5 protein-coding genes are annotated in these 3699 nt (G+C 65.9%); 3 read left to right on the forward strand and 2 right to left on the reverse strand.

The features are described from left to right. Positions 1–16: 16 nt before the first annotated feature. The 3 genes from purL to grxD are packed head-to-tail and all read left to right on the forward strand — an operon-like array spanning position 17 to position 2857. Positions 17–2227 (forward strand): phosphoribosylformylglycinamidine synthase subunit PurL, encoded by a 2211-nt coding sequence (gene purL / locus J0I42_RS22765; protein ID WP_291658347.1) that lies wholly within the window; start codon positions 17–19, stop codon positions 2225–2227. A gap of 11 nt (positions 2228–2238) precedes the next feature. Then, the gene (locus J0I42_RS22770; protein ID WP_061970071.1) at positions 2239–2475 is read left to right on the forward strand and encodes a BolA family protein; all 237 of its coding nucleotides are present in this window, start codon (positions 2239–2241) and stop codon (positions 2473–2475) included. 46 nt (positions 2476–2521) lie between these two features. Continuing rightward, complete coding sequence (gene grxD / locus J0I42_RS22775; RefSeq protein ID WP_291658342.1) at positions 2522–2857, forward strand: Grx4 family monothiol glutaredoxin; 336 nt, start codon at positions 2522–2524, stop codon at positions 2855–2857. A 48-nt stretch (positions 2858–2905) separates the two neighbouring features. On the opposite strand, the gene J0I42_RS22780 is transcribed toward grxD, so the two are convergent. Both J0I42_RS22780 and J0I42_RS22785 read right to left on the reverse strand, forming a co-directional pair. After that, entirely contained in the window at positions 2906–3376 is a 471-nt protein-coding gene (locus J0I42_RS22780) for a nucleoside deaminase (protein WP_291658346.1), read from the reverse strand. Between the two features lie 50 nt (positions 3377–3426). Then, a complete protein-coding gene (locus J0I42_RS22785) occupies positions 3427–3675 on the reverse strand; it encodes a DUF1272 domain-containing protein (RefSeq protein ID WP_291658349.1) in 249 nt (82 codons plus the stop codon). Positions 3676–3699: the final 24 nt, after the last annotated feature.

The following is a 3699-nucleotide window of genomic DNA, read 5'->3' on the forward strand; positions in this document are numbered from 1 at the left end:
CAGGAACCCTGAGCCCGTGATTCCGAACGACATCAAGATCACCCCGCAGCTCGTCGCCGAGCACGGCCTGAAGCCGGACGAGTACCAGCGCTTCCTGCATCTGATCGGCCGCGAGCCGACGATCACCGAGCTCGGCATCGTCTCGGCGATGTGGAACGAGCACTGCTCCTACAAGTCGTCGAAGATCCATCTGAAGACGCTGCCGACCAAGGCGCCATGGGTGATCCAGGGACCGGGCGAGAATGCCGGCGTCATCGATATCGGCGAGGGCACCGCCATCGTCTTCAAGATGGAAAGCCACAACCACCCGTCCTTCATCGAGCCCTATCAGGGCGCGACGACGGGCGTCGGCGGCATCCTGCGCGACGTCTTCACGATGGGCGCGCGTCCGATCGCGGTGCTCGACGCGCTGCGCTTCGGCTCGCCCGATCATCCGAAGACCCGCCATCTCGTCTCCGGCGTCGTTGCCGGCATCGGTGGCTATGGCAATTCCTTCGGCGTGCCGAATGTCGGCGGCGCCACCGGCTTCCACACGCGCTATGACGGCAACATCCTCGTCAACGCCATGGCGGTCGGCATCGCCAAGGCCGACGAGATCTTCTACGCCAAGGCCTCCGGCGTCGGTAAAGCGATCGTCTATCTCGGCTCCAAGACCGGCCGCGACGGCATCCATGGCGCGACGATGGCCTCGGCCGAATTCGACGACAAGTCGGAGGAGAAGCGTCCGACCGTGCAGGTCGGCGACCCCTTCGCCGAGAAGCTGCTGCTCGAAGCCTGCCTCGAGATCATGGCCGCCGGCCATGTCGACGCGATCCAGGACATGGGCGCCGCCGGCCTGACCTGCTCGGCCGTCGAGATGGGCGCCAAGGGCGATCTCGGCGTCGAGCTCGACCTCGACAAGGTGCCCTGCCGCGAGGAGGGCATGAGCGCCTATGAGATGATGCTGTCGGAGAGCCAGGAGCGCATGCTCATGGTGATCAAGCCCGGCCATGAGGACGCCGCCGAGGCGATCTTCAAGAAATGGGGCCTGGACTTCGCCGTCATCGGCCACACCACCGACACGCTGCGCTTCGTCGTGAAGCATCAGGGCGAGGTCATGGCCGACCTGCCGATCAAGGAGCTCGGCGACGAGGCTCCCGAATACGACCGGCCCTGGATCGAGACCGCGCCGCAGCAGCGCATCGCGGCCGAGAGCGTGACGCCGCCTTGCAGCAATGCCGAGGCGCTGAAGAAGCTGATCGGCTCGCCGGACCTGTCCTCCAAGCGCTGGATCTGGGAGCAGTACGACACGCTGATCCTTGGCAACTCCGCGGTGACGCCGGGCGGCGATGCCGGCGTAATCCGCATCGAGGACGGGCCGAAGGGCCTGGCGATGACCGCCGACGTGACGCCGCGCTATTGCGAGGCCGATCCGTTCGAAGGCGGCAAGCAGGCGGTCGCCGAAGCCTGGCGCAACCTGACCGCGACGGGGGCGACCCCGCTCGCGATCACCGACAATCTGAATTTCGGCAATCCCGAAAAGCCGGAAGTCATGGGCCAGTTCGTCGGCTGCATCCGCGGCATCGGCGAAGCCTGCAAGGCGCTCGACTTCCCCGTCGTCTCCGGCAACGTCTCGCTCTACAACGAAACCAACGGCATCTCGATCCTGCCGACCCCGACCATCGGCGGCGTCGGCGTCATGGCCGACGTCACGAAGCATGCGACCGTCGCCTTCAAGACCGAGGGCGAGGCGATCATCCTGATCGGCGAGACCGCCGGCTGGCTCGGCCAGAGCGCCTATCTCGCGACCGTCTGCGGCCGCGAGGAGGGCGCCCCGCCGCCGGTCGATCTCGCGATCGAGCGCCGCAACGGCGATTTCGTGCGCGGGCTGATCGCGGGTAGCAAGGTCACGACCTGCCACGACCTGTCGGATGGCGGTCTGGCCGTGGCGCTTGCCGAGATGGCGATGGCCAAGGGCATCGGTGCCACGATCGAGACGCTGCCGGCGGGCCCTGCCCATGCCGCGCTCTTCGGCGAGGATCAGGCCCGCTATGTCCTGGCGGTTCCGGTGGCCCAGGCCGAGGCCGTGATCGCGGCGGCGAAGGCTGCCGGCGTGCCGGCGCTCGCCATCGGCAAGACGGGCGGTGCTTCGCTCAGCCTTCCGGGCGAGCCCGCTCTGGCGATCGCCGATCTCCGCAAGATTCATGAAGACTGGCTGCCGTCCTACATGGCCGGCAAGGCGGCCTGAGGAGTTCGACCATGGCGATGGACGCGCACGAGATCGAGCGCATGATCAAGGCGGCGCTGCCGGATGCGGCGATCGAGATCAAGGATCTGGCCGGCGACGGCGACCACTATGCCGCGACCGTCGTCTCGGCCGCCTTCAAGGGCAAGACCCGGGTGCAGCAGCACCAGATGGTCTATGCCGCGCTCCAGGGGAATATGGGCGGCGTGCTGCACGCTCTTGCGCTGACGACCAGCGTTCCCCAAGATTAGAACGATACCATCCGGCGGGCCTTGAACCCGCTTCAGGAGAGAGACGATGTCCGACGTCAATGCCCGCATCGAAGCGGAAGTGAAGAACAACGACGTGGTGCTGTTCATGAAGGGCACGCCGCAGTTCCCGATGTGCGGCTTCTCCGGCCAGGTCGCGCAGATCCTCGGCTATATCGGCGTGCCTTATAAGGGCGTGAACGTGCTCGAGGACCAGGAAATCCGCGAGGGCATCAAGGCCTATTCGAACTGGCCGACGATCCCGCAGCTCTACGTCAAGGGCGAGTTCGTCGGCGGCTGCGACATCGCTCGCGAGATGTTCCAGGCCGGCGAATTGCAGGCGCTCTTCGAAGAGAAGGGCATCGCGGTGAAGCAGGCGAGCTGAGGCTCGCCCTGCTTCCGTCCTGGCCGGCGGCAGCGTCTCGAGCGCGCCCTATGCCTTTGTTTGCCGCTTCGCCCATTCGGCATAGAGATCCGGGCCTGAAACCGGCCTGACCGGAAGGTAGCGGATCTTCATCGACTGCTCGGCAAAGGGCTTTGCCAGATCGGCATAGATTGCCGCTGTCGAGAGCCCGTGCGGCGCGCCATCGTCGTTGGAATAGGCGTAATAGACTTCGCCTATGCCGGCGAGGCGCATCGCGGCCATGCACATCGGGCAGGGATGGCCACTGGCATAGACCGCGCAGCCCGCAAGGCTGGGTGAGCCGAGTTTTGCGCTGGCGGCGCGGATCGCCGTCAGCTCGGCGTGGGCGGTGGGGTCGTTGGTCTTCAGGATCTCGTTGACGCCGGTGGCGACGACTGCGCCATCCTTGACGATCACAGCGCCGAAAGGACGGCCGCCGTTTTCCAGATTGGCGCGTGCGAGTTCGATGGCTTCGCAGAGAAAGCGTTGGTTGTCGCTCATGATGTTCTCATCCTGTGCACGTTCAACGTCCGGGGAGGCTCGCAGGATCCTCACACCGCCACGCATGGCGGGTGCGGCTTGCGGAGACGTTCGGTCGAGGCCGGGTATGTCGCGAGCATTCTCTGCGGCCTGACAGGCCGGCGCACCAGTTCACCACCGCAATTCGGACAGGTGCCGGCGAAGCGTGTCTCGACGCAGTCGCTGCAAAACGTGCATTCGAAGGTGCAGATCAGGGCGTCGCGCGAGTGCGGCGGCAGATCGCGGTCGCAGCATTCGCAGTTCGGGCGCAATTGCAGCATGACGTCGTCTCCTTCCGGTGGTCG

Source organism: Allobosea sp. (assembly GCF_017308015.1).
Classification (GTDB): Bacteria; Pseudomonadota; Alphaproteobacteria; order Rhizobiales; family Beijerinckiaceae; genus Allobosea.